General features: G+C 46.6%; 25 protein-coding genes. 18 read left to right on the top strand and 7 right to left on the bottom strand.

From position 1 onward, the window contains the following. Positions 1-39 precede the first annotated feature (39 nt). From ftsY to ACN0QW_RS13805, 5 genes are all read right to left on the bottom strand, one after another. A complete protein-coding gene (gene ftsY / locus ACN0QW_RS13825; RefSeq protein ID WP_417432189.1) occupies positions 40-981 on the bottom strand; it encodes a signal recognition particle-docking protein FtsY in 942 nt (313 codons plus the stop codon). Positions 982-1030: 49 nt separating this feature from the next. Continuing rightward, on the bottom strand, positions 1031-2338 hold the full coding sequence (gene mtaB, locus ACN0QW_RS13820; RefSeq protein ID WP_417432255.1) for a tRNA (N(6)-L-threonylcarbamoyladenosine(37)-C(2))-methylthiotransferase MtaB: 1308 nt from the start codon (positions 2336-2338) through the stop codon (positions 1031-1033). 71 nt (positions 2339-2409) lie between these two features. After that, the gene (locus ACN0QW_RS13815) at positions 2410-3264 is read right to left on the bottom strand and encodes a hypothetical protein (protein ID WP_417432188.1); all 855 of its coding nucleotides are present in this window, start codon (positions 3262-3264) and stop codon (positions 2410-2412) included. 136 nt (positions 3265-3400) lie between these two features. After that, positions 3401-4264 carry a diaminopimelate epimerase gene (gene dapF / locus ACN0QW_RS13810; protein ID WP_417432187.1) on the bottom strand — a complete coding sequence of 288 codons (864 nt, stop codon included), beginning with the start codon at positions 4262-4264 and terminating at the stop codon, positions 3401-3403. Positions 4265-4381: 117 nt separating this feature from the next. Continuing rightward, on the bottom strand, positions 4382-4834 hold the full coding sequence (locus tag ACN0QW_RS13805) for a PAS domain-containing protein (RefSeq protein ID WP_417432186.1): 453 nt from the start codon (positions 4832-4834) through the stop codon (positions 4382-4384). Positions 4835-5237: 403 nt separating this feature from the next. Here ACN0QW_RS13805 and ffh point away from each other — a divergent pair, with 403 nt between their 5' ends. From ffh to rplS, 5 genes are all read left to right on the top strand, one after another. After that, positions 5238-6608: a signal recognition particle protein gene (ffh, locus tag ACN0QW_RS13800; protein WP_417432185.1), complete on the top strand. Its 1371-nt coding sequence runs from the start codon at positions 5238-5240 to the stop codon at positions 6606-6608. Positions 6609-6681: 73 nt separating this feature from the next. Then, a complete protein-coding gene (rpsP, locus tag ACN0QW_RS13795; RefSeq protein ID WP_299374121.1) occupies positions 6682-7071 on the top strand; it encodes a 30S ribosomal protein S16 in 390 nt (129 codons plus the stop codon). Between the two features lie 27 nt (positions 7072-7098). Next, positions 7099-7623, top strand: a complete 525-nt coding sequence (gene rimM, locus ACN0QW_RS13790) for a ribosome maturation factor RimM (protein ID WP_417432184.1) — start codon at positions 7099-7101, stop codon at positions 7621-7623. Positions 7624-7677: 54 nt separating this feature from the next. Further along, complete coding sequence (gene trmD, locus ACN0QW_RS13785) at positions 7678-8409, top strand: tRNA (guanosine(37)-N1)-methyltransferase TrmD (RefSeq protein WP_417432183.1); 732 nt, start codon at positions 7678-7680, stop codon at positions 8407-8409. A 57-nt stretch (positions 8410-8466) separates the two neighbouring features. After that, positions 8467-8895, top strand: a complete 429-nt coding sequence (gene rplS / locus ACN0QW_RS13780; RefSeq protein ID WP_047764988.1) for a 50S ribosomal protein L19 — start codon at positions 8467-8469, stop codon at positions 8893-8895. A gap of 135 nt (positions 8896-9030) precedes the next feature. Here rplS and ACN0QW_RS13775 read toward each other — a convergent pair whose 3' ends face one another. Next, positions 9031-9921, bottom strand: coding sequence for a DUF547 domain-containing protein (locus tag ACN0QW_RS13775; RefSeq protein ID WP_417432182.1), 891 nt, complete (start codon positions 9919-9921; stop codon positions 9031-9033). 497 nt (positions 9922-10418) lie between these two features. Here ACN0QW_RS13775 and leuC point away from each other — a divergent pair, with 497 nt between their 5' ends. The 6 genes from leuC (at position 10419) to ACN0QW_RS13745 (ending at position 17598) form a co-directional block, all read left to right on the top strand. Further along, entirely contained in the window at positions 10419-11825 is a 1407-nt protein-coding gene (gene leuC / locus ACN0QW_RS13770; protein WP_299374139.1) for a 3-isopropylmalate dehydratase large subunit, read from the top strand. A 17-nt stretch (positions 11826-11842) separates the two neighbouring features. Continuing rightward, on the top strand, positions 11843-12445 hold the full coding sequence (gene leuD / locus ACN0QW_RS13765; protein ID WP_417432181.1) for a 3-isopropylmalate dehydratase small subunit: 603 nt from the start codon (positions 11843-11845) through the stop codon (positions 12443-12445). A 142-nt stretch (positions 12446-12587) separates the two neighbouring features. Continuing rightward, positions 12588-13700 (top strand): 3-isopropylmalate dehydrogenase, encoded by a 1113-nt coding sequence (leuB, locus tag ACN0QW_RS13760; RefSeq protein ID WP_417432180.1) that lies wholly within the window; start codon positions 12588-12590, stop codon positions 13698-13700. 218 nt (positions 13701-13918) lie between these two features. Next, a complete protein-coding gene (locus tag ACN0QW_RS13755; protein ID WP_417432179.1) occupies positions 13919-16117 on the top strand; it encodes an inverse autotransporter beta domain-containing protein in 2199 nt (732 codons plus the stop codon). A gap of 146 nt (positions 16118-16263) precedes the next feature. Further along, on the top strand, positions 16264-16425 hold the full coding sequence (locus ACN0QW_RS13750) for a hypothetical protein (RefSeq protein WP_299374151.1): 162 nt from the start codon (positions 16264-16266) through the stop codon (positions 16423-16425). A gap of 156 nt (positions 16426-16581) precedes the next feature. Continuing rightward, positions 16582-17598: an aspartate-semialdehyde dehydrogenase gene (locus tag ACN0QW_RS13745; protein ID WP_299374153.1), complete on the top strand. Its 1017-nt coding sequence runs from the start codon at positions 16582-16584 to the stop codon at positions 17596-17598. A 170-nt stretch (positions 17599-17768) separates the two neighbouring features. On the opposite strand, the gene ACN0QW_RS13740 is transcribed toward ACN0QW_RS13745, so the two are convergent. Further along, entirely contained in the window at positions 17769-18833 is a 1065-nt protein-coding gene (locus ACN0QW_RS13740; RefSeq protein WP_417432178.1) for a GlxA family transcriptional regulator, read from the bottom strand. A gap of 158 nt (positions 18834-18991) precedes the next feature. Here ACN0QW_RS13740 and ACN0QW_RS13735 point away from each other — a divergent pair, with 158 nt between their 5' ends. From ACN0QW_RS13735 to ACN0QW_RS13705, 7 genes are all read left to right on the top strand, one after another. Further along, positions 18992-20200, top strand: coding sequence for an MFS transporter (locus ACN0QW_RS13735; RefSeq protein ID WP_417432177.1), 1209 nt, complete (start codon positions 18992-18994; stop codon positions 20198-20200). A 193-nt stretch (positions 20201-20393) separates the two neighbouring features. Continuing rightward, positions 20394-21278: an HpcH/HpaI aldolase/citrate lyase family protein gene (locus ACN0QW_RS13730; RefSeq protein WP_417432176.1), complete on the top strand. Its 885-nt coding sequence runs from the start codon at positions 20394-20396 to the stop codon at positions 21276-21278. A gap of 11 nt (positions 21279-21289) precedes the next feature. Then, complete coding sequence (locus tag ACN0QW_RS13725) at positions 21290-22372, top strand: MaoC family dehydratase (RefSeq protein ID WP_417432175.1); 1083 nt, start codon at positions 21290-21292, stop codon at positions 22370-22372. 442 nt (positions 22373-22814) lie between these two features. After that, on the top strand, positions 22815-23207 hold the full coding sequence (gene sdhC / locus ACN0QW_RS13720; protein WP_299374167.1) for a succinate dehydrogenase, cytochrome b556 subunit: 393 nt from the start codon (positions 22815-22817) through the stop codon (positions 23205-23207). 1 nt (position 23208) lies between these two features. Next, a complete protein-coding gene (gene sdhD, locus ACN0QW_RS13715; RefSeq protein ID WP_299374170.1) occupies positions 23209-23589 on the top strand; it encodes a succinate dehydrogenase, hydrophobic membrane anchor protein in 381 nt (126 codons plus the stop codon). Between the two features lie 10 nt (positions 23590-23599). Beyond that, positions 23600-25402 (top strand): succinate dehydrogenase flavoprotein subunit, encoded by a 1803-nt coding sequence (sdhA, locus tag ACN0QW_RS13710; protein ID WP_417432174.1) that lies wholly within the window; start codon positions 23600-23602, stop codon positions 25400-25402. 35 nt (positions 25403-25437) lie between these two features. Beyond that, entirely contained in the window at positions 25438-26226 is a 789-nt protein-coding gene (locus ACN0QW_RS13705; RefSeq protein WP_299374175.1) for a succinate dehydrogenase iron-sulfur subunit, read from the top strand. Positions 26227-26251: the final 25 nt, after the last annotated feature.

Raw genomic sequence — 26251 nt, 5'->3', positions numbered from 1 at the left:
GCTTTTCTTTTATATTTTCAAAGAGAGGGGTGAGGCGATTTAGATCTTGTCCAACCCCATAAGAGAACGTGAAAAATCCTTGGCTGTAAAGGGGCGTAAATCATCGGCGGTTTCACCGACCCCGATAGCATGAACTGGCAAGCCGAACTTTTCTGCTAAAGCGACAAGTATTCCCCCGCGTGCAGAGCCGTCCAATTTAGTTACAACCAAGCCAGTGATATCGACGAGCTCTTTAAAGGTGCCAACCTGTGAAACGGCGTTTTGACCTGTTGTTGCATCCAGTACCAAGACCACGTCATGGGGGGCATTCTCATCAAGCTTTTTAATAACACGAATGACTTTCTGGAGCTCTGACATTAAATCAGATTTGTTGTGGAGGCGACCGGCAGTATCAATAAGAACAACATCAGCATTTTCAGCCTTTGCACGTTCAATCGCCTCATAGGCAAGACCTGCTGCATCTGCGCCGGTTTCTTTGGCGACAACCGGGCATCCTGTGCGGTCCCCCCATATTTGTAGCTGTTCTATAGCTGCTGCCCTGAAGGTATCACCTGCGGCAAGCATAACATTGAGGCCCTGAGCTTTGTATTGAGTTGCCAGTTTGCCGATTGTTGTGGTCTTACCGCTACCATTAACGCCGACCATTAAGATAATATGAGGGGACTTGGACCTGTCAACGTTAAGTGGGATTGCAACAGGTTCTAGAATTGTTGCAATATCTTCTGCGAGTGTTTCTGAAACTTCTAGCGGTTCAACATCTTTGTTAAAACGGGTCTTCGCTAGATTTTCTGTTAGTTTTGTTGCGGTTGCGACGCCTAAATCAGAAGTGATTAAAAGCTCTTCCAGCTCTTCGATACTCTCGTCGTCCAACTTTTTCTTGGTGAAGATTCCGCCAATACCGTCACCCAGCTTAGAGGACGAACGGCTAAGTCCAGCTTTTAGGCGGGAAAACCAGCCACCTTTTTTCTTATCTTCGCTCATTTGGAGGATCACTCTTTTTGTGGTGTTTATAATAGATTATTGAGGCATCTTATTGGCTGGATATCTGGAATCTGGCTGTGTCGGCTGCTTTTGTTCCTAAGGGGTAGGCATGCAGCTTTCCATCACGAACATCCGCAATGTACACAGGAACGACTTGTCCGGAAAGATCTCCTTCCAGCGCATCAACTTGTACAGGTGCATAGTGTTCTGTTCGGCCGAACCCGTTCTTTTCAATTAGGACCTGTGCTGTCGTACCCACTCTACCCTGCATAAAAAGATTCTCCGCTTTTTGTCCGGCACCCCTTAAGCGTGCAGCCCGTTCTTTACGAAGATTACCCGGCACTTGAGGCATTTTTGCTGCAGGTGTTCCCGGGCGCTCGGAATAGGGGAATACATGTAAATAGGTCAGGCCCAGCTCTTCAACCAGGCGATAGGTGTTTTCGAACATTTCATCGGTTTCAGTTGGAAAACCAGCAATGATATCTGCACCGAAAACAACATCTGGACGTAGTGCTCGGGCTTTGACTACCATGTCGATGACGTCTTGTCTTGAGTGCCGCCGTTTCATCCGCTTGAGAACCATGTCATCACCGGCCTGCAAAGAAATATGCAAGTGGGGCATGATTCGTGGCTCTTCACCGAACAGTCTGTAGGTATCTTCGTCAATCTCTACAGGATCAAGAGAAGAAAGCCTAAGGCGTTTGAGTTCTGGTACTTGAGCCAATAATCTGCGGGTCATCTGGCCAAGGGTTGGTTTTCCCGGTAGGTCCAGTCCATAATCGGTGATATCAACCCCGGTCAAAACGACTTCTTGCACGCCATTGTTAACCAAGGTTCTGACTTGTTCGGTAATTGCTCCGATCGGGACAGAGCGATTATTGCCGCGACCAAAAGGAATGATACAGAAGGTACAGCGGTGATTACAGCCTTGCTGGATCTGGACAAAAGCGCGTGTATGTTCTTCAAAGCCATGAACAAGATGAGCCGCCGTTTCTGTGGCTTCCATAATGTCATTTACGGAAACCTTGGCGTTTGGATCCAGGTCAAAACTTTCGCGCTTTAATTTTTCTTCGTTGCCCATAACATGATCAACCTCTGCCATGTTGGCATAGAGATCTGGGTTAATCTGAGCTGCGCACCCGGTAACAATGATTTTTGCGTCCGGGTTGGTACGGCGGGCTTTGCGAATACTTTGTCGGGCTTGGCGCTCTGCTTCTGTCGTGACCGCGCAAGTATTGAAAATTATAGTGTCTGACAAACCTGCTTCGCGGGCATGCTGACGCATCACCTCGGATTCATAGGTGTTAAGTCGGCAACCAAAAGTAACAATCTTTGGATCTGTCAGATTCTTTGTCATGCCCGCTTTATGAACGATCACGCAAGCCTTGTCCAGCAACGGCTTTGCAAGTCAGCTATGTTAGGCGAAAGCTAATTTATGTTGTTGGTGGCTTGCTTTTGTTCGACAAAAATACGGTGTTGAATATATTGCCAAATTTGAGGCGTTTCTTTTTCTCTGAAGCAGCGGCTCCAAGGGTAGCCATGAAAGTCAGAAATGCCACAGTCTTCCGGAGTTTGAACGAGTAAGGTGATGTTCTTCATATTTTCCATAAAATCAAGATCTTCTGGCGGTGCGATTGTGTCGCCTTCGAAGGCATAAACCAATCCCGGTTTTTCAGTCGCTTGTTCTATCGTTGATTTCCAGATTTGATAGTAAGGCGCCAGGTCGTCTGATTCTTTACTTTCGCCTGTATAGGCAAAGCCGTATCCCGGGGCTGAAACGATGAATCCGTTAAAAGAATCCGGTATATCTGCTGCAGCAATCAGGGTGGTTGACGCGCCCCCTGAATGACCTAGCAAAAAGGTCCGGTTAGCAGTAACCCCGTGGCGTTTGAACCTTTCCAAAAGAAGTTCTAGTTCGGCACTTCTTTTGAAATAACGGGACTCACCTGGGGCTTTCCCGCTTACTTGTTGAGAGCATAGATAGAAAATTACAGTGTTGTCGTGTTGACGCACAATTGCACGTGCGTAAGACGGAATTGATTCAGGATAACACTTTTGCCCGTGCCCACCGTTACTAGTGCCGTGATTGTAGATAAAAAGAACAGTATTGTCTGGATTGGGAATGTTTCGTTTCATTTCTTTGGCAAAATCAGCATCCCGCAAAGGGGTGAAATCGTGGCCAACCGCAAAGGCCCCGTAGGGATCATCAATTTTATCGGATTTTGTTGTCTGACATGCTGTAAGTACGGCGAGACAGAAAGCGACAATCAATATAATTTTCATTAAATCCCCCTGAATTGATAAGAAAAATGTACATCTTTAAGGGGAAATGCAATGAGAAAGTTAGCGTCAACTGTCTTTCTGTTCGTGCCGCGGAGAGAGTAGTTTCTATGAGTTATGATTTATTTTTGATTTTTATCTATTTAGATAGTTGCAAAAGTTCGGGGGAAATATGTCCTTTGAATGCTTTTGAAACAGGACCAGTCATAAGGACAGTACCGTCTTCTTGCCAATGGATATACAGGGGGCCACCATCAAGGTCGACTTGTACTTTTTTGCCTGTCAGCCCGCGCCTTGCCGAGGCAACTGCAGCAGCGCAGGCCCCGGAACCGCAGGCAGAGGTTATTCCAACTCCCCGTTCAAAGACGCGTAGCCGGATATGATTCTCATCAATCAAGGAGGCAACGCTGATATTGGCCTGTTCAGGGAAAAGAGGATGATGTTCTAGTCTAGGTCCCAACGCTTCGAGTTCAATGGCCTCGGTGTCTTCAACAAAAAAAACGGCGTGTGGATTTCCCATGTTGACACAAACAGGGTTGCGTAACGGGGGGAGTTTTATGCCTGTGTTAAGGGTGTCTCTTTCTTCTGCAAGCGGGATATCTTTCCAATCCAGAAGCGCAGGCCCCATATTTGCGGTAATCAGACCATTCGCTTCTTTACTGACATGTAGTAAACCAGCAAGTGTTTCTATGGTGACGTTATCTTTTTCTGCCTCATCCATAAGTAACGAGGCAATGCAGCGCGTAGCATTGCCACAAGCGCCGACTTCACTGCCATCGGCATTTTTTATGCGCATGAAGGCATTGGCTTCAGGTTTAGAGCTTTTTTCAATTATAATGAATTGATCACACCCGATGCCATAACGACGATCTGCGATCAGGCGTGATTGGTCTTTTGTTGGGGTGAAGGCTTCGTCGCGGGCATCAATGACAACAAAATCGTTGCCGAGGCCATGCATTTTGATAAAGGATCTACCGCTCATTTCGTACTCATCTGAAGGCATTGTCGCCCCAGAGTGTCTCTTCACTGAGGCTTTGCGTCGTTAATCAGGTATAAGATAAAGGGTAATCTGTCTATTTAAAAGCGTACAAGATTATGGATGTCGAAGTATTAAGGTGAATTAATCAGTTGTTTTGTGTATATAGGTAACGCCGACGAGCAACATGTCGACGTTTATGCCGTCTCTGGCTAAGGGAAGAATCAAATCTTCCATTTCCACGATATCCTGTTTTGGTCCGATATATGGGGTGTAGGGGAAGACAGGACCACGTGTCTCGACAGCCTTTTTGCAGTTATCCCATATTCTGCTGGGGGGCTTTTGATGGTCTAGCGTGCTCATCCATCGACTTGTGAGGTCTTCTTTTAGATAAGCAGATATATGTGTCCCAATTAGCCTGTATCTGAAATCGAGCGGATCAGTCTGCACATCAAGTAATATTAGGTGAGGCAAAAATTCAGCCATTTCAGCTGGATCGATATCATGTCTGGCAGGTAACATGCCTAGGGGGGCTTTGCTTAACCAGTAATTGTAAAGTTTTTTGATTGGCTGGGTTTTTATATTAATTTCTAGCATGTCGATTCTTTTCCTGAATCGGATGTAGGTTTGATGTTTTCAATGTGTAAAGTTCGCATGCTGGCATCAGAAGGCATTGTTTTTTATATTTATTTGCCGCGCATAATTAGCTGTGTTGCAAAACATGACAACTGACGAATGATTGTATTTCTTAGTGTAGTGACACTTGGCGACTCCAAAGTGCTGGAAGACTGGGCTCTCTAGGATCTGATTTGCTGAAAAGACTTGACCTGATCACTGGTTTTTTATAGGTTCCGCTCAAATATCTGCAAAAGTTAAGTGCATAAGCTCTAAGGAGCTCCGCCAGTCCGCGAGTATCGCGCACTGGCGTAAGTTGCGTTTGGCCTTTGAGATTACCGTTTCCAGCCATGTTGGCTGGATGATTGAGGGAAAGAGGAACAGTATGTTCGATAGCTTACAGGATCGTCTGGGATCAGTCTTTGACAAGCTGAAGCGCCGTGGTGCATTGAGTGAGGCTGACGTTACAGCTGCTCTGCGCGAAGTGCGTGTTGCTTTGCTTGAGGCTGACGTGGCGTTACCTGTGGTCAAAGACTTTATCGAAAAGGTAAAGGCTGAAGCTGTCGGCCAGGATGTTCTAAAGTCTGTGACCCCGGGTCAGATGGTCGTAAAGATCGTCAACGATCAGCTCAGCGAGATGTTAGGTGCAGACCACGTTGCTCTTAATCTACAGGTGACACCGCCTGCCGTCATTATGATGGTTGGTCTGCAAGGATCTGGTAAGACCACATCGACGGCAAAAATATCTAAGCGTCTGGCCGAGAAAGAACGCAAGAAAGTCCTGATGGCTTCTCTCGACGTTCGCCGTCCTGCTGCGCAAGAACAGCTAGCTGTCCTTGGTGCGCAAATCGGCGTGAGAACCTTGAATATTGTTCCTGGTGAGCAACCTGTCGCTATTGCCAAACGTGCGGTCCAGACCGGTGCGCTTGAAGGTTTCGATGTCGTGATGCTCGATACCGCAGGACGTTTGGCTATTGACGAAGAGTTGATGGGCGAAGTCGCAAGTGTTCGGGATGCCGCCAAGCCAGCAGAAACGTTGCTGGTTGCTGATGCGATGACGGGTCAGGATGCGGTTACTGTTGCTGATACCTTTAACCAAAAGATTGGATTAAGTGGTATCGTGATGACCCGTATGGATGGTGATGCGCGCGGTGGTGCGGCATTGTCTATGCGTGCGGTAACCGGATGCCCGATCAAGTTGATTGGTGTCGGTGAAAAGCTCGAAGAACTAGAAGATTTCCATCCTTCGCGTGTTGCCTCTCGTATTTTGGGTATGGGCGACGTGGTTTCCTTGGTTGAAAAGGCTGCTGAATCCTTTGAAGAGGAAGAAGCTGCCAAACTTGCCGAGAAAATGAAGAAGGGTAAGTTTGATCTGAATGACTTGGCGTCTCAGCTTAAACAAATGCAAAAAATGGGTGGTATGTCGAGCCTGTTGAACATGCTTCCGGGTATGAACTCCGCCCAGATGAAGAAATTGAAAGATGCCAAGGTTGACGACAAAATTATCAATCGTCAATTGGCTATCATTTCATCAATGACACCTCATGAACGTGAAAAACCGGAAGTTATCAAAGCAAAGCGGAGAACCCGTATTGCGAATGGTTCCGGTACTTCGGTTCAAGATGTGAACAAGCTTCTAAAGCAACAGCAGGAAGCTGCCCGCATGATGAAGAAGGTCCAGAAAATGGGCAAGAAAGGCATGATGCGGGGTGGGTTGCAAAACCTGATGCCTCCTGGGATGGGCTTCCCTAAATAAGGGATGACCACGAAAGAGTGCTTCTGAGTAAATTGAGTATTATTAAGTTTAGTGTTTAACAAGAGGAACTGAAATGGCTGTAAAAATTCGCCTAGCCCGTGGCGGCGCCAAAAAGCGTCCATACTACCGTATCGTAGTTGCCGACGTTCGTGCTCCACGTGATGGTCGCTTCATCGAAAAGATTGGCGCCTATAATCCAATGGTACCAAAAGATCACCCAGAGCGTCTGATCTTGGACGAAGATCGCGTTAAGTACTGGTTGTCTACTGGTGCTCAACCTACAGATCGCGTTGCGCGTTTCCTAGGTAACCTTGGTCTTGCTGAAAAGCGTGCTGTTCCAGAGCAGACTAAGAAAAACCAAATGAAAGCCAAAGCAAAAGAGCGTCTGGAAGAAAAGCGTATGGCTGCTGAAGCAGCTGCTGAGGAAGCTGCTTCAGCTTCTGAAGAAAGCGCAGCTGAGTAATTCGGCGAACTTAGGATTTCTTAGCTCATGGCTTCAAACCACGAAGATAGAATTTGTGTAGGTGTGATCGCTGGTGCGCACGGTGTGCGTGGCGGGGTGAAGGTCAAAAGCTACACCGAAATTCCTGAAGACGTGGCGGCATTTGGACCGGTGACGGATGATGCGGGCAACCGCCTCAAAATTACCGTAACAGGCCAGGCCAAGGGTACTGTTCTTACGCGGATTGAGGGGGTGAAAGATCGTGATCGCGCCCAGGAAATGCGAGGAACAAAACTATATGTTAACCGAGATCTTCTACCGAAACTGACAGAAGACGACGAATATTACTATTCTGATCTCGTGGGCCTTAAGGTCGAGAACGCTCAAGGAGTGGCTCTTGGTACCGTAAAAGGTGTTTTCGATTTTGGCGCTGGGGATATTCTTGAATTTGTCAGTGACAGTGGACAATCGGAAATGGTCAGCTTTACCGAAAGCTCTGTTCCGGTTGTGGACATCGAAGGGCAGCGTATCGTTGTTGATATGCCCGATGTTGTTCTGGGTCGGGAAGACTAAGGAAAAGATCGGTGGTCTTTTTGTCATGTCTTTCAAACCGGGTTGTTCAACAAGATGTTGGATAGCGTGACAGCAAACTGGAAAGCAACAGTGCTTTCGCTCCATCCGGAAATGTTTCCGGGCTCTCTGGGATTATCCCTGGCGGGTAAAGCCCTTGAAAAAGGGGTTTGGGAGTTGGAAAAGGTGGACATCCGCAATTTTGCGTATGATAAACACCGTACTGTTGATGCTATCCCCTTTGGGGGAGGTGCTGGTTTGGTAATGCGTCCAGATATTGTTGATGCGGCTTTGGACTCTGTGGCTGGCAATGCTGGTCCGGTTATCTATCTCTCGCCGCGCGGACGGCTTTTGGACCAAAGTTTGGTCAAAGAGTTAGCGGCAGGACCCGGGGTAACTCTCTTGTGTGGGCGTTACGAAGGGATCGATCAGCGGGTTTTGGACGCGCGTGAAGTGGTAGAGGTTTCGGTTGGTGATTACATCCTGTCCGGTGGTGAACAGGCGGCATTAATCCTTATGGATGCTGTCATCAGGTTATTGCCGGGGGTTATGGGAAACAAGGAATCCGCAGACGAAGAATCGTTTGAGACTGGGTTACTGGAATATCCGCTCTATACGCGGCCTGCCGAATGGCAAGATCGCAAGGTGCCCGAGGTCCTTTCCTCTGGCCACCATGGAAAGATAAAGCAGTGGCGTCAGGAACAGGCGGAAAAAATTACCAGGGAACGACGCCCGGATTTGTGGGAAAAGTACCTGGATAAACGTAACGATACCAAGCTGGGCCGTTAGGTCCGTTGAAAAGTTAAACGGGTCATTGGCCCCAATAGAATGGTAGAGGATAGAAACATGAATGTAATCGAGAAGCTGGAAGCTGATCAGGTTGCCAAACTTACAGATGGCAAAAAAGTTACCGAGTTTGCTGCTGGTGATACCGTCCGCGTAAACGTTAAAGTTGTTGAGGGTACACGTGAGCGTATCCAGGCATTTGAAGGCGTATGTATTGCACGTAAAAATGCTGGCCTGAACTCTTCTTTCACTGTTCGTAAGATTTCTTACGGTGAAGGCGTTGAGCGTGTATTCCCACTTTACAGCCCACGTGTTGATTCAGTTGAGTTGATCCGTCGCGGTGATGTGCGTCGTGCGAAACTTTACTACCTACGTGGCCGTCGTGGTAAATCTGCACGTATCGCAGAAAAAACAACCGGTGCTGCTGGTAAAGCTGCTGCTGCAGATCGCGCTGATAAAGCCGCTGCTAAAGCTGCAGCTAAAAAGTAAGCCGTACTACTACGGACTGTCGACGAAGAGATTTCTCGTCGATCAGAAATTATAAAAAAGGGTGCCGCAGGGCACCCTTTTTTATTGATTTTATTTCATAGTCGATTTTGGTTTTGTAAAGAAATCAGAGGCTTTTCATGATCCTGTTGAAGCCGTGGCGACGATGGGAACAGAGTTCAAGTTCCAGTTATAGGTATGGTTTTCGATAGAGCGGATTTTCATCAGATCTTTTTGGCGTTCTTTCGAGGCGTAGGTGCGCAGATGATCCAGCACGGATGCATCGCTGCCGCCAAAGTCATCTTTGAACCAAACATAAATGCTGGAAACAACAGCTTCGTTATTTTCGCCGATATTCACCGCGCGTGGATGGTCAATAAAACGTTGAGCAGCAACAGTTAACTGGGTATCGAACTCAGTGGCTGTGATGGCTTCATTAGGAAGGTCGGGGCAGCCGAGGGATGCACAGTTGAGCACATAGTGGATACGCGGGTCTTTCCAGCCCGGACGTAGAATACCGTGTTCGATATCATTCAGGGAAACTTTCTCTCCTTCTATACGAAGTAGCTTTTTCCCCCATGGACCAGATGCAAATAGTCCCGGTGAAATATTGATGTCCCGGATACTTTCAAGGGGCATGTGTTCCAAAATCAAATTTACGGTTGCTGCATTGTATAGGTTAATCCAATAGGCCAGTTGTTGGTCCCTGTTAAGGTTACTGACCTTGATACTTTGCAGGTATTCCAGATGTTCTTTGAGCGCCAGATGGTCATCAAGATTGACGCGGTGGTAAGCAATCCGTGCGATACCGTCAAAGCTCTCTTCACGATACTTTCGAATAAAGCCGTTCCATTCATCCTGATTAACGGCCTGTGTGCTTTCCGCACTAAAGTCTGCCCATCGGGGGATAAGATTTGAGCTGGGGGCAAAAAGCGACTCGAAGGGGCTGAAGCCACTGGTGAAGACCAGTATTGTCATAGCCAAGAGCACAGCCAGTTGTCTGGAGAATCTCTGTGTAAAACTGGCCATATTAATAAATCCCACTTCTGCCGAAAACTTAATCTAAAAGTATATTGTCATGAACATATGTACTTATTATGGGCAGACTGAGGCCATTTGGTGAGTGTTCGTCCAGTAACAATCCTGTGGCATAAATGGTCAATGGCTGTGAAGATGATTAATAATTATCTGTTATTAAAGCTATTTTCCCTCACAATGTCTTCACTTTATCTGTGAGGTGAGCTGCGTGCAAAAATGGCGATATTTAGAAAGTTGAGCAATTTCTTTCTATATAAAGTATGTGATTCGCAGGCCAAACGTGAAATTTTCTTATAGAATTGTCATAAAAACAGATTCAATCGTTCTAAAGGACTTTTCGCCGCACTGCGGAAGCGCTATGCTCCGCCCGAAACTAGTAAGAAAACTGCTTGGCCGCTGTTAGAGGTTTAGCCTCGTTGACAGGGCCTGTTTAGGTGGAAATAGCCACCAAAAAATTACGCAGTAAAATATACGAGGACGATGTTAGGATGAGTAACCCGCGTACCCTTTTCGAAAAGATTTGGGATAGCCATCTGGTTGACCGTCAAGAAGACGGCACCTGTTTGCTTTATATTGATCGCCATCTGGTGCACGAAGTAACAAGCCCACAGGCGTTTGAAGGACTTCGTATGGCTGGCCGTAAGGTTCGCCGCCCGGAAAACACGCTTGCTGTTCCCGATCACAACGTACCGACATCTGGTCGTGCACAGGGAATTGCCGATGAGGAAAGCCGCATTCAGGTTGAAACGCTTTCCAGTAACTGTGAAGAGTTTGGCGTGCAGCTTTTTGGTATGGATGATGTCCGTCAGGGCGTCGTGCATATTATCGGCCCAGAGCAGGGCTTTACTCTGCCGGGAATGACAATTGTTTGTGGTGATAGCCACACGGCGACGCACGGTGCATTTGGGTCACTTGCCTTTGGTATTGGCACATCCGAAGTTGAACATGTTCTGGCGACGCAAACGCTAATCCAAAAACCTGCTAAAACAATGCGTATCACTGTCGAAGGTGATTTGCTGCCGGGTGTTACCGCGAAAGACATGGTGCTACACATTATTGGTGTCATCGGTACTGCGGGTGGTACGGGCTATGTGATCGAATATGCAGGTGAAGCTATGCGTAAGCTTTCTATGGAAGGCCGCATGACGATCTGTAACATGTCGATTGAGGCTGGTGCTCGCGCGGGTCTGATTGCCCCTGATGAGACAACATTTGAATATATCAAAGGCCGCCCAATGGCGCCGAAAGCGGGTAACTGGGAACAGGCTGTTGAGTATTGGAAGACCCTGCCTTCTGATGACGGTGCGACTTATGATAAGGAAGTTATCATTAAGGCCGCAGATATCGAACCACAGGTTACCTGGGGTACTTCGCCGGAAGACGTGGTTGGTATTTCTGCCGTTGTGCCTGCACCGTCTGATGGTCGGGACGACAACAAAAAATCAGCGATTGAGCGCTCTCTTGAATACATGGATCTCAAAGCTGGTCAGGCGATTAAAGAAATTGCGATTGATAAAGTCTTTATCGGGTCCTGCACAAATGGACGTATTGAAGATTTGCGCGAAGTAGCGCGTATCGCAAAAGGTCGCAAGGTTGCCGATAGCGTTTATGCGATGATTGTCCCCGGATCTGGCCTGGTTAAAATTCAGGCAGAAGAAGAAGGTCTTGATGAGATCTTTACCGAAGCTGGTTTTGACTGGCGTGAGCCGGGGTGTTCCATGTGCCTTGCGATGAATGCTGACCGTCTGTCACCGGGTGAGCGTTGTGCATCTACATCAAACCGTAACTTCGAAGGTCGTCAGGGCCGCGGCGGTCGTACACATCTGGTGAGTCCGGCAATGGCAGCTGTTGCTGCGATCGCAGGTCATTTCGATGATGTTCGCAAATACGACTAAGCAAAGGATTACAGAGTATGGATAAGTTTACATCACTCACCTCTGTGGCGGCTCCCTTGCCATTGGTGAACATCGATACGGATATGATTATCCCAAAACAGTTTTTGAAAACTGTTAAACGGACAGGTTTGAAAGCTGGTTTGTTCTACGAACTACGTACGGATGAAGACGGTAATCCTGTTGATTTCGTTCTGGATGAACCTGCCTATAAAGAAGCACAGATTCTGGTTACCGGTGATAACTTCGGCTGTGGTTCTTCCCGTGAACATGCGCCGTGGGCACTGTTGGATCAGGGCATTCGCTGTGTTATTGCGCCAAGCTTTGCAGATATCTTTTATAACAATTGCTTTAAGAACGGTATCTTGCCGATCGCTTTGCCACAGGAAGATGTGGACAAGTTGATGGATGATGCGAAGCGTGGGGCAAATGCTGTTGTTTCCGTTGATTTAGAGACACAGGAAATCAAAGGTCCGGATGGCGGCACACTTACTTTTGAAGTTGATGCCCACCGTAAACATTGTTTGCTGAATGGTCTGGACGATATTGGTCTGACTTTTGAAAAGTCGGCACATATTGATACGTTTGAGAATAAGCGTAAAGCGACACAGCCTTGGCTGTAAGAATTTGATGGGGGCCGTTTATGGCCCTCATTTTGTTGTGAAAAGGCCCTGAGGTGTTGTTGAGATTACCTCGTGAGTCTGTGTTTATAGAAAGGCTGGCAATCGCCAGTCTTCTCTTTGTAAAAAATTCGGAAGAAGAAACATGGCATCTAATAAAAATCTATTGATTCTCCCCGGGGATGGAATCGGTCCTGAAGTTATGCGTGAAGTCCGTCGCGTTGTGGATTGGATGGACAAGCGTCGTGCAGTGACCTTTGATATCGACGAAGATTTGGTCGGTGGTTCTGCGATTGATAAGCACGGTGTTCCCCTGGCTGATGAAACAATGGATAAGGCAATGGAAGCCGATGCCGTGTTATTGGGTGCTGTAGGTGGGCCGCAGTGGGATAATCTTGATTTTTCTATCAAGCCTGAACGCGGCCTTTTGCGTTTACGTAAGGAAATGGAACTTTTTGCCAACTTGCGTCCGGCGCTTTGTTTTGATGCGCTGGTTGATTCTTCATCCCTAAAGCCAGAACTGGTTTCTGGTCTGGATATCATGATCGTACGCGAACTGACTGGCGGCGTTTACTTTGGTGAACCGCGTGGTATCGAAGATCTCGGCAATGGTGAGCGTCGCGGTATCAACACGCAAGTTTACACAACATCTGAAATTCGCCGTGTTGCCGAGGTTGCTTTTGATCTCGCACGCAAACGCGATAGCCGGGTTTGTTCTGTTGAAAAAGCCAATGTTATGGAATCAGGCCTGTTATGGCGTGAAGAAGTAACCAAGCTGCATGGTGAAGGTTTTGACGATGTTGAGCTGTCTCATATGTATGCTGATAACTGCTCCATGCAGTTGGTACGTACGCCGAAACAGTTTGATGTTATTCTGACTGATAACTTGTTTGGAGACATGTTGTCCGATACGGCGGCAATGCTGACTGGGTCTCTGGGGATGCTGCCTTCAGCCTCTTTAGGCGCGACGGATGAAACGGGGCGTCGCAAAGCAATGTACGAGCCTGTACACGGCTCTGCACCGGATATCGCTGGTGAAAACAAAGCTAACCCACTGGCGACCATTCTCTCCTTTGCCATGAACCTGCGCTATTCCTTCGATATGGGCGATGAAGCTGATTTGATTGAAAACGGTGTGAATAGAGTTCTGGCATCCGGCAAGCGCACTGGCGACATCATGGCTTCTGGTTGTGAAATCGTTTCTACTGAAGGTATGGGCGATGCTCTTCTTCGTGCTTTAGACGAACAGGCTGCTTAGTTCCTTAGATTTAAGCTAAGTCTTTTAAAGAGCTGTGAGACGTTTCTCACAGCTCTTTTTTTGTGTCGATTTTCGATAATAGCCAATAAAGAATATTACTTGTAGCATCCTTTCTACCCTTAATTGAGCAAGAAAATAAAAGGCTAAATTTTTGTTAACAAAACGTTTATTTGATGATAATGAGTCGCATTATCATCAAATAATAAGAGTTTCCTAAAATGCCTAAAAACACATCTCAAGCTGCTGGCTATCGCCGAGCAGCTCTCGCACTAATGTTTATGTCCTCAACGATGCTTTGTAGTACTTGGGTTGTTGCCGAAGAAAAAATTGAAGCAAACAAAGACCCGTCAAAAAAATGGGGTGCACATATAGAACTTGAAGGAAAGTACGGTACAGATAGACATCTTGGTGAGAGTACTGTTTTTGTCCCATTGCACCAAAATGACGACAGTATGCTCTTCCTCGATGTACGGGGGAAAATGGATAACAACAAATCAAGAGAAGTTAATATTGGATTGGGGTATCGTCATATTATTGATGAGGACTGGCTGATTGGTGGATATGGCTTCTACGACCGTAGACGTTCGCCCGAAGGTAATAGTTTTAATCAAATGACATTTGGTGCGGAAGTTATGTCGGGTGATTTTGATCTTAGAATGAACGGTTATGTGCCTTTTGGCGATACAGTCAAAACCTCCGCTCGGCATGATAGCGTCCAGCTTAATGGTAGTTCGATTACGATGAAAGAAGGTGAAGAGCGGGCTATGAAGGGGATGGATTTTGAAATTGGCCATACTCTTCCATGGTTATCTGTAACCGAGGATGGTTCTGATGAGTTTAAGTTATCGTTAGGTGGATATCATTTCTGGGAAGATGATTTGGACAGTGTAACGGGGCCAAGATTAAGAGCAGAGTATCGCCTTAATGATGTTCTTATGGCTGGTACACGGATTAGTTTTAGCGGTGAAGTGCAACGTGATAACCCGCGGGGAAATCAAGGATTTGTCGGTGTTAAATTCCGTATTCCTTTGCAGCCTGATATCGCAAAAAAACGGAAACGTCTTTCAAAAATTGAAAAAAGAATGACGGAAACTATTGTCCGTGATGTTGATGTGGTTGCTCAAGCGGGAAGTTTTGGTGCTGAGGTGCCTGCGATTGATATGGAAACGGGGCAGCAGCTTACGAATTTGAATGTGATTGATGGCAAGTCAGGCGCTGATTTAAAAACCGCGATTGAAACCGCGTCGGTAGATCAGGTTAGCTTTGTTAATGGGAAAGGTCAGGTATTAAACGTTGAGGATACGATAACTCTACAATCGGGACAGCGGGTTCGCGGACAGTTCAACGTTAAGCATCCAACTACAGGACGGGAAATGAGCTTTGGCCAAACCCATATCCATGGCACGGATGAAAATAAACACGTCTTTGAAATGAATAATAATTCGACACTTTCAGGTATGACGATTTCTGGTGGATCACACGGTATTCATGCTGACGGGAAAAGTAATGTCCGTATAGATCGGGTCCGAATTAGCAACACAGCGCAAGTAGGGTTGAATTTTGAGAACGGATCCGGCCTTACCGTCTCGGATTTGGAAGTTACTAATCTGGATTTTGAAAATGCAGACGGCTTTTCTAATGCGAACCCTAATAGTACGGTAACAGGGGTTGGTCTGCGACTGGTTAGTTCCGATAATATCAATATTGATGGATATAGAGCTGATTACCTAGGCACGGGGCTTTTCTCGAATGCTGTTACGGATTTAAATGTGACAAATTCATCCATCTCGCGATCGCGTAAAGAGGGGATGGTCCATCATTATCTTCACGATGCGACTTTTGATAATTTGAACATCGATAAAACGGGTGCTGATGGCGTGGCGTTTATTGTTTCGGCAGATGTGAACTTTAAAAATTCCAACTTAAGCAATTTGGGCGCGATGAACTCACTTGGAAATTATAGTGGAATTAATATTAGTGGTTTTTCGAGTGACGGATCAATTATCGTCGGTGCAACTGAAAATAAAAACTATAACTTTGATAATATCACCATCACGAATGCATCGAATAGCGGGATGATGATTCAGGAAATCAAAGATTCAGCTTTTACGAATATCGATATTGTGAATGTTGATATTATAGGGGTGCAATTAATGAGAATGATGCGGGATGTTGAAAATTTAACTTTTGATCAAGTTACAATTGATAATGCAGCAAATGCAGGGTTCTGGATGATGGGTGATTTTAAAGATATTGATGCTAATATCACGACAACAAATACGTCGGTTGCTTGTGGGAAATCACAATTCATGCCGACAAACCTGACACAAAGTGGTGGGCAGGAGCTGACCATTAATGGAGAGGTGTTTGCACCGATGAATATTGGGACAAAGTGTGCCAATGCATCTAACTTTTAGCATTTAAGTGAAAGATGGGTGGCTATATGAGCGTATAGCCCACCTGTCTGGCAGCTTAAAAGAAGAATCCAAAATTTCAATGTTGACCAAGCTGGTAAAGCTGACTAGGTTTACGCCCGAGTTAAATCCCAAGTGGAATAGAGTTTATGTTTAATAACGTTGCACATATGGCCACGCGCGCTGCACACACTGCGAAGTCTCTTCGTCGTGCGTTCGCTGCTGCGCGTCCAGTTGCAACAACTACATGGACCACGATTACCACCACGCCTGTCAAAACCATGAAGGTTAAGATGGGCGGCAGTAGGTAAACCCTCTCGGGAATAAAGGCTGATACAAGGGCCGTCCCATTGAGGGGCGGCCCTTTTTCTTTAGGGCTTCTGTTGCCACTTTTGAGGTGGTGAGGATGTGAAGATTTTTTAAACCGGTCCTTTGGGCCAGTAAATGAAAGAGCATAGGCTAAAGCCATGGGTCATAAGATTGCAGTAATGGGCGCTACTGGCGCCGTAGGTCGTGAAGTTCTAACAACTCTGTCTGAGCGCGGGTTCGATATCAATGATATCACCGTTCTTGCATCCAGCCGTTCAGCAGGTACCCAGGTTTCTTATGGCGAAGAAGGTGAACTGACTGTTCAAAACCTTGCTAATTTTGACTTCAAGGGGATCGACATTGTCCTGTCATCACCTGGTGGCGCGGTGTCTGCGGAATACTCTCCAAAAGCTGCTGCGGCGGGTGCTGTTGTGATCGATAACACATCCCACTTCCGTATGGATCCGGATGTTCCTTTGATCGTACCGGAAGTTAATCCGGAAGCTTTGGCTGGCTACAAAAAGCGTAATATCATTGCCAACCCGAACTGCTCTACCATTCAGATGGTTCACGTCCTGAAGCCATTGCATGAACTTGGTTTGATCAAACGTGTGGTTGTCTCTACCTATCAGGCTGTTTCTGGTTCTGGTAAGGATGCTATGGATGAGTTGTTTAATCAAACACGTGGGATTTTTGTGAATGATCCGGTGAAAAAAGAATGTTTTACCAAGCAGATTGCCTTTAACGTAATTCCACACATCGATGTCTTTATGGAAGATGGCTACACCAAAGAAGAGTGGAAGATGATGGTCGAGACCAAGAAGATTCTCGATCCAAAGATCAAGGTTACTGCAACTTGTGTTCGTGTTCCTGTTTTCATCGGTCACGCTGAAGCTGTTTCCGTTGAATTCGAAAAAGATGTGACTGTCGAACAAGCTCGTGAGGCACTGAAAGATACACCAGGTATCACCGTTATCGACTATCGTCAGGATGAAGGTTACGTAACACCGCATGAAGCACAGGGCGAAGATGCAACATTCGTTAGCCGTATCCGGACGGATCCAACTGTAGAACATGGCTTAAGTTTGTGGGTTGTTGCTGACAACCTACGTAAGGGCGCAGCCCTTAACGCAGTTCAAATTGCTGAACTGCTTATTAAGGATCATCTCAGCTAAGCTGAGGTTATTCCTTAATACCTCCTCTGTCGTACTTGCCGGGCTCGGAAATTTATTTCCGAGCCCTTTTTTTATGGTCGCGGGTGCTAGGAAATTTATTAGTGAGCCCCTTTTTGATTCCTTGTGTCTTAAAATTCATACTAGGGTTTGTGAGGCGTAATAATCGTAAACTAATTCACCGGGCCAAAGTGCTGAAGGTACTCTGTTGTTGTGATACCGAGATTGCGCTGAAAGCTTCTGCGCATTTTTTGGAGATCACCAAAGCCACATAAATTCGCGACCTGCTTCATTAAAACGCCTTTGGTGAGAAGGATTCTCGCCTGGTTAAGGCGGGTGAGTTCTACAAACTGGACAGGGGAAGAGCCTAGAGCTTGATTGAAGCGGCGATCAAGTGTGCGCGGTGTCATGTTCGCCTCTTTTGACAGTTCTGATAATGTCCAACTCCGGCAGAGGTCGGCGCTTATCTTGTCGACAAGTTGTAGTAGTTTTGGTTCTAAGCGTTTCTGAGCTTCAAGAAGATCCGAGAACTGTTTTTGCCCACCATTTCGACGGAGGTAGACGACGAGTTCCTGGGCGACATCAAGTGAGTTTGATGTGCCGTGGTCTTCCTCGATAATTGCCATTGCCAGGTCAATACCTGTTGAGACGCCCGCCGAAGTGTAGATCTGATCTGACTTTGTGTAGATGGTGTTGAGCTTCCAGTTCACATTGGGGAAGCGTTCTTTTGCCATTTGTTCTCGTGACCAATGGGTTGTGGCTTCGCGTCCGTCAAGAACACCTGCTGCCGCAAGAATAAGAGCGCCTGAACAAATTGAAATCAGTCGGCGATCTTTGTTCGTGGTGTGAAACGCTTTTAGCGTTTGCAGTAAGGTCCCGTTTTCAAGAAGTCCATCAACGCCGTTGCCGCCCGGTATTAACAAGTCCAAACAAGGATGAAGGTCGGTGATTTTTCCGTGGGGCATTATTTCCATCCCACAGGATGTGTGAATGGAATTGCCATCAAGCGAGAGAAAGCGATGCTTGTAAAGCGGTATGTCATTTGCCCTGCTTACAGGCTTTTTATTTGCCGTTGGGTCCGTTTTTGTTGGCGTCTTTGAGGCTGTGGTCTCTGGAGAAGAGGCGCTATGAAAAGCTTGCACGGGGCCGCTTATATCTAAAAGATTTACGTTATCAAAAATCAGAACGCCGATTTCTCGGCTCCTTTTCTCTGTTCCCAGTGTTTTCCTTGGTCTCAAAGTTTTGCTCCTTAATCCTCCGCCAATATTGCCTATAATACGATATTTGGCAATATTTGATGTTTGAATTACATTTTTGACAGTGATTGTTTGAGGTACAGTCGAAATTATAGTCGAAACCTTTAAAATTAATCTGGGCTAAGGATGCCTGTAACAGTATGAGCGATAATGTGACGATGCCAGACCAAACACAGCGACTTAACTTTTCGCTAATTTTACTGGGCAATGCCGTTCTTGGAACGCCGATGCCTATGCTTATTATCTTAGGTGGATTGGCTGGGGCTATGCTTGCGCCTGCAAATGAACTCGCAATCCTGCCTGTTTCAGTACAGATGCTGGCGGGGATGTTAACAGCAGCGCCTATGTCCGTTTTTATGGGAAAGTATGGCAGAAAGCTTGGGTTTCTTCTTGGGGCGACAATTGCGGCATCTGGCGGGGCCTTAGGCGTTTATAGCCTGTTCTATGAAAATTTTTATACCTTGTGCTTCGCCCATGCTGCGATGGGAAGTGCGCTGATTTGTTTTGGTTTTTTTAGATTTGCCGCAGCCGAAGTTGTTTCTGAATCTTGGCGACCGAAAGCGATTTCCTTTACTCTTGGCTCCGGATTAGTTGCGGCGCTGGTGGGGCCAGAAGTCTTTATCTACAGTAAAGATCTCTTCTCTCCTATTCCCTTTGCGGGTGCCTATGGGGCGATCACGGTATTGTCCATTATCGGGAGCCTTCCTATTCTTGCATTGCGCTTGCCAGAAACAGGTAATGCGGACCAATTGAATGAAAACAAGAAAGTCGCAACGGTTGGAGAGATTATACGTCGCCCAGCCGTTTTTACGGCCATACTTTGTGCTGCAGTTTCGTTTGGTGTCATGGTTTTGTTGATGGCGCCGACACCTCTTGCCATGGTGGGGTGCGGTTTTACTGATGTGCAGGCTGGTGACGTAATTCGATGGCATGTCATTGCTATGTTTGCGCCGAGTTTCTTTACCGGAAGCCTGATTTCTCGGTTTGGGTCTGGGAAAATTATTTCTTGTGGCTTGGTACTGCTTTGTCTGTCGGCAGGCATGGCCATGGCAGGTATTGAGCTAGAGAACTTTTACCTTGCGCTAATCTTGCTGGGGCTTGGATGGAATTTTGGGTTTATTGGGGCAACAAATATGTTGAATGAGAATTTGAGTGCAGGTGAGAGATCCGCTCTTCAAGGGGTTAATGATACGCTCATCGCACTTGTATCGACCTTGGCGTCTTTTGGGTCAGGAGTTCTGATTTCCAGTTTCAGTTGGACAGCGGTTGCGGTGACTGTTCTGCCACTTGTTTTGATTGCTTTTGGTGGTCTTTTCTCTTTACGTCAGCGTGTTCGGTCTGTTGCGTAAAAGAGGGATAGGTTAAAGGGTAGGGGTGAAGCCTTTCCCGAATTTGGGTAATTATAGATGGATGTGAAAGGGAAAAAGGAAATAAAAAGTCTTGTTTGTCGTTTCGTTTGATGGAATTATGCAGTAAATGCTGCAGTGCACAATTAGGTGTTGCGTATTAAAATGACTGCAGAACAAGACAGAGGAGTTGAAGATGGTAGCGGCCCCAAAACCGAGAAGATCTGTTCTTTATATGCCCGGTTCAAAAGCCAGAGCCTTGGAAAAGGGGCGAAGCCTTTCGGCGGATGCGCTTATTTTTGACTTGGAAGATGCTGTTACTGACGACAAAAAAAACGAAGCACGAGAAATGGTTGTTGAGGCTTTACGTCAAGGTGGATATGGCAAGCGCGAAATCATTGTTCGTGTGAATGGACTGGACACAGAATGGGGCCTCGAGGATATCAAGGCGATCTCGGGTACAGAAGCCGATGCGATTTTACTGCCCAAGGTCGAAAATGAAAGACAAGTGCTTAATCTTGTCGATCTGATGAACAAGTCTGGTGCCCCTGAAACCATGTCAGTGATGTGTATGATGGAAACGCCTTTGGGGATGCTCAATGCCAAAGAAATAGCGGCTTCATCCGAGCGGATTTCCTGTTTTGTCATGGGGACTTCTGATCTGGTTAAGGATTTACAGGCCCGACATACACGAGAGCGCTTGCCGGTGATTACGTCGCTGGGGCTATGCTTGTTAGCTGCCAGAGCTTATGGCATTGGTATTGTCGATGGGGTTTGTCTTGATCTTAATGATGACGATGCTTTTGCGGAAGTCTGTGTGCAGGGGTTAGCCCTGGGTTTCGATGGTAAAACACTGATCCATCCCAAAACGATCTCTGTTGCAAACAATACCTTTGGTCCTTCGAAAGAAGCGGTAGAAAAGGCGCGGGCTATCGTGTCAGCTTTTGAAGAGGGAAAAAAACTGGGGCAAGGGGTTGTCGTGCTTGATGGGCATCTGATTGAAAACCTTCATGCCGATGAAGCGCGAAGATTGATCGAGTATTCAGATGCGATCATGGTTTTGGAACAGAGTGTGTCTTAAGGGGATAGATCATGGGTGTGAAAAATCATACTAAAAGTAAAACCCAGCACAAAACCCAGCAAGGGAATTTTTTTGAAGATTTTTATCCCGGTATGGTGCTTAGGCATGCGACCCCGAGAACGATAACCTCTGGTGATCAGGCCCTTTACACTGCTCTTTATGGATCCAGGTTTGCTTTTTCCTCTTCAGATGAGTTTGCGAGATCCCTTGGCTTTGATCGCGCGCCGGTAGATGATTTCTTTGCATTTCACATTGTCTTTGGGAAGACCGTTTCTGATATTTCCTTGAATGCCGTGGCAAACCTTGGTTATGCCGAAGGTGTTTTTGGGGTGCCCCTTTATCCGGGCGATACCGTTTCTACTGTGAGTGATGTGATCGGTGTAAAGGAGAATTCCAACGGCAAAACCGGGGTTGTTTACGTTCGGTCCACCGGGCGAAATCAACACGGCGAAATGGTGCTACAGTATGTGCGCTGGGTTATGGTGCGAAAGCGTGATGTTGATGCTGCCGCTCCGGTAGTTGTTGTGCCTGAGTTGAGCGAAAGTGTTGCCGCAGGATCCTTATCAATTCCCAAGGAAGTAAATTTAACAGGGTATGATTTTACTTTATCTGGGTCGACCTATAGGTGGGGAGATTATAGTGTTGGCGAACGTATAGCCCACGTCGACGGCATGACCATCGAAGAGGCTGAGCATCAAATGGCGACCCGACTCTATCAGAACACAGCAAAGGTTCACTTTAACCAACATACAGAATCCCAAGGTCGTTTTGGGCGACGTTTGATTTATGGGGGGCACATCATCTCTATCGCTCGTGCTTTGTCTTTCAATGGTATGGAAAATGCGTTCAAAGTTGTTGCAATTAATGGAGGCGCCCACGTAGCACCGACGTTTGCAGGGGATACGATCTATGCCTGGAGTGAAGTGCTGGATAAAATTGAGCTTTCGGAATGTGGTGATATCGGGGCTTTGAGAATTCGCTTGGTAGCTACCAAGAATAGCAATGGTGAGAATTTCCCCCTGAAGAATAGCGAAGAGCAGTATCGGGAAAATGTCGTTTTGGATTTTGATTACACAGTGTTGATGCCAAAATAAAAATCTCTCTGATGTTGGATGATTTACAGCGTTTGAGGTGATTAATAATATTGTATCGAAACAATAAATATTCTGTGTGTCCAATGCTCTTTTCTTAGAGTGTTCCTTTTTAAGAGTAATATAGTTTGTTTTTCATGAGTATTATCAGTTGTTGCAAAGTTAAAATTATTTTTTATTTTAATACTTCTTTTTGTAAATGTGGCTGTGCAGCGCAACATGGAGATGTTTGGAAGTTTTAAGGTGATGTTAATAAGTAAAAGTCACAATTCTTATGTTCGTAAAATACTTGTTTGTCGTCGGGTCGTTCTTTAACGAGTTTTAGTCGCCTTGCATTGACTAATGCTGCATTGCGGTTTAACGTCATCAAATCTTTGGGTTCTGCTAAATATAAGGCGCGCGAAGTTGAAAAGCGGAACCAGTGCGCAATATCGGGAAAGAAAACATGTCCAGGGGTAACAGACCTCTTTCACCTCATTTGCAGGTGTATCGTCCTCAATTAACTTCCGTACTTTCTATTCTATTCCGCATCATGGGCGTTGCCACATCCGTGGGTTCCATCGTTCTGATCTGGTGGCTTGCTGCAGCAGCAAGCGGCGTGGAATATTTTGAACTGGTACAATCCTTCTTGGGATCTTGGTTCGGCCGATTACTTCTTTTCGGTTGGACGTTTGCTCTCGTTTTCCACCTTTGTAACGGCATTCGGCATCTCTACTGGGATGCAGGTAAAGGTCTAGAGCTTGAAACCGCGTATGCATCCGGTAAGGCTGTGATTGTATTCTCAGTCATTATCACGTTGGGGCTTTGGGCCCTCGCCTATGTAATGGGAGGAGCTTGATATGTCGCTTCGTACGCCTTTGGGACGTGCTCGTGGATTGGGCTCAGCAAAAGATGGCTCTTCGCATTGGTGGGCTCAACGCCTGACCAGTTTGGCTCTTGTTCCGCTTGTTTTGTGGTTTGTGTTTTCGGTTGCGTTGATGACCGGGGCTGATCATGTGCAGTTTCTGGAATGGGTTCAATCGCCTGTTGTTGCAGGATTGTTAATTCTTTTGATCTCTGTCGGCCTTCTTCATTCCCAACAGGGAATGCAAGTGGTGATAGAAGACTATGTACATGGAGAGGCGAGTAAAGTTCTTTCCCTGTTCCTGAGTCTGTCGATCCATGTTGTCTTGGGTTTGACAGGTATTCTTTCAATTTTGATGATTCTCTTCAGGGGCTAGGAAATAAACGATGAACACTGCTCCATCAAACAAAGCATATGAGTTTATCGATCACACGTATGATGTGGTTGTTGTCGGGGCCGGTGGCGCAGGTTTGCGTGCGACGCTGGGTTTGGCAGAAGCAGGCCTGAAAACGGCTTGTATTACCAAGGTTTTTCCAACGCGTAGTCATACGGTTGCTGCTCAAGGGGGGATTTCTGCTTCTCTGGGGAACATGGGTGAAGATGACTGGCGCTGGCACATGTATGATACCGTAAAGGGATCCGACTGGCTTGGTGATCAGGACTCAATTGAATATATGGTACGTGAAGCTGTTCCGGCAATTGTTGAGCTGGAACACTATGGGATGCCGTTTAGTCGTACCGAAGAAGGTAAGATTTACCAGCGTCCTTTCGGTGGTATGACAACCCGCTTTGGCGAGGGGATTGCGCAACGTACTTGTGCCGCGGCTGATCGAACTGGCCATGCTATGTTGCATACGCTTTATCAGCAGAGTCTAAGACGTCACGCTGAGTTCTTTATTGAGTACTTTGCCATTGACCTGATCATGGAAAATGGTGAATGCCGCGGTGTCGTGGCATGGAACCTAGATGATGGTACAATCCATCGCTTCCGTGCACAGAAAGTTATCTTGGCGACTGGTGGGTACGGTCGTGCGTACTTCTCTTGCACGGGTGCGCATACCTGTACAGGTGATGGTAACGGTATGGCATTACGTGCCGGCCTTGATTGTCAGGATATGGAATTTGTTCAATTCCATCCAACTGGAATCTATGGTGCTGGTTGTCTGATTACTGAGGGCGTTCGCGGTGAAGGTGGTTATCTGACCAACTCTGAAGGTGAACGTTTCATGGAACGCTATGCACCGAGTGCTAAAGATCTTGCGTCTCGTGATGTAGTTAGTCGTGCCATGACAATGGAAATTCGTGATGGCCGCGGTGTCGGCACTGGCAATGACCATATTCATCTGCACATCGAGCATCTGGATCCGAATCTTATTGCTGAACGACTTCCAGGGATCGCTGAATCTGCAAGTATCTTTGCGGGTGTTGATGTTTCAAAAGAACCTATTCCCGTGATTCCTACCTGTCACTACAACATGGGCGGTGTCCCTTGTAAGTACACAGGTGATGTTGTGACCAGTAAGAACGGGGATCCGAATACAGAAGTTCCCGGTTTGATGGCCATTGGTGAAGCCGCTTGTGTTTCTGTACACGGGGCGAACCGTCTGGGATCGAACTCTTTACTTGATCTGGTTGTCTTTGGTCGCGGTGCAGCGCTTCATTGTATTGAAACGCTGAAGGCTGGTGCGTCACAGGCGCCGCTTCCTGCAGATGCTGGGGATAACTCTCTCGCACGTTTGGACAAGGCACGTTACGCGAAGGGGTCAATGAAGACATCTGAAGTTCGTTTGGAAATGCAAAAAGCTATGCAGAACCATGCGGCCGTGTTCAGAACAGGTGAGAGCCTGAAGCAAGGTATCGATCTTCTGGGATCAATCTGGAGCAAGCGCGACGATATCAATGTTACCGATCGGTCGCTGATCTGGAACTCTGATCTGGTTGAGACTTTGGAACTTGACAATCTGATGTATCAGTCACGTGTTACCATGGCTGGTGCCGCAAATCGTGAGGAAAGCCGCGGTGCGCAAGCCCGTGAGGATTTCCCTGACCGTGATGATGAAAAATGGATGAAACACACACTGGCCAAGTGTGATGAAGACGGGAATGTTACTTTTGATTATCGCCCGGTTAATCTGGAGCCGTTAACTGATGAAGTGCAATCCTTCCCACCAAAAGCCCGCGTTTATTAAGTGGCTAAAGGGAAAGCGTCTAGGAGAAAATAACAATGGTAGAATTTGCACTTCCAGCTAATTCAAAAATAAACAAGAGCGGGAAAAAGCATCCTGCTCCGGCTGGAGCAACAAAAACCAAGACATTCCGCGTTTATCGCTGGGACCCTGATAGCGGGGAAACACCACGGGAAGATGTTTACGAAGTGGACATGGATAATTGTGGTCCAATGGTCTTGGATGCTTTGATCAAGATTAAAAACGAGATCGATCCGAGTCTGACATTCCGTCGTTCCTGTCGTGAAGGTGTTTGTGGGTCCTGTGCCATGAACATTGATGGGTCAAACACACTGGCTTGTACCAAGTTCTGCAGCGATGTGGACGAGGATGATGAGGTCAAAATTTATCCCTTGCCACACATGCCTGTTGTCAAGGATCTGGTGCCTGATCTCAATCAGGTCTATGCGCAGTATGCATCTATCGAGCCGTGGTTGAAAACCACGACTGCGGCACCTGAGAGAGAGCGCCTTCAGACTCCTGAAGATCGTAAGAAACTTGATGGTCTGTGGGAATGTATCCTTTGTTTTAGCTGTTCAACATCCTGCCCGAGTTATTGGTGGAATGGCGATCGTTATCTTGGACCGGCTGTTCTGCTTCAGGCTTATCGCTTTATTGCGGATTCCCGTGATGAAGAAACCGGATCACGCTTGGATAATCTGGAAGATCCGTTCAGGCTTTTCCGGTGCCATACAATTATGAACTGCACTAAAACTTGTCCAAAGGGGCTGAACCCGGCGAAGGCAATTGCAGAGATTAAGAAGTTGATGGTTGAACGAAAAGTTTAATTATCCATAGTAATTTTGATGAATT

The organism is Kiloniella sp., assembly GCF_048259265.1.
In the GTDB taxonomy this organism is placed as follows: domain Bacteria; phylum Pseudomonadota; class Alphaproteobacteria; order Kiloniellales; family Kiloniellaceae; genus Kiloniella.
The sequence above is the reverse complement of the archived record's forward strand: the minus strand, read 5'-3'. Positions and strand labels throughout refer to the sequence as shown.